Genomic DNA, 538 nt, shown 5'->3' with positions numbered 1-538 from the left:
ACCTGATGCCGGGCCATCCGCTGAAGGGGTGAGGCAGGCTCGGCCCGCCGGCCCCGGCACTCCGGGCCGGCGGGCGTCGCTCACGCGATCAGGTAGATCGGGCTGGACCAGGCCTGGTGGCCGTCGGCCTGGGTGACGCGGACATGGACGGGCAGGTCGGCGCCGCCGGGAAACTCGACCCGGTGCTCGAACCGGACGTGGCGCTCCCACTCGCCCTCGGGCAGCCGGTAGACGCTGATCCGCCGGCCGAGCCCGCCGCCGTCGAAGGCGATGGCCTCGTCGCCGAGGCCGGCGAGGTCGATGGTGCCGCCGACCACGTTGGTGTTGATCGTCAGCGTGCCGCGCGCGGCCTCGTCGAGCCACAGGTCGATGCCGGCGAGATTGCCGGTGGTGACCGACGACCAGGCGAGGGCCGCCCCCTCCTCGATCACCCGCACCCGGCGCTCGGGATTGAGGAAGTAGACCGGCGCGAAGCGCACGATCCGGTTGCCGGCGACGGTCAGCTTGCCCTGCCAGGCGACCTCGCGGCCGCGGCCGC

1 pseudogene is annotated in these 538 nt (G+C 74.2%); it reads right to left on the bottom strand.

From position 1 onward, the window contains the following. Positions 1-80: 80 nt before the first annotated feature. Positions 81-538, bottom strand: a pseudogene (locus ABTU92_RS30395) (hypothetical protein); the annotation flags it as partial.

Origin of the sequence: Rhodoplanes sp. SY1 (assembly GCF_046000175.1) — a bacterium.
GTDB lineage: Bacteria > Pseudomonadota > Alphaproteobacteria > Rhizobiales > Xanthobacteraceae > Rhodoplanes.
Note: the sequence above shows the minus strand (reverse complement) of the source record. Positions and strands in the feature narration are given on the sequence as shown.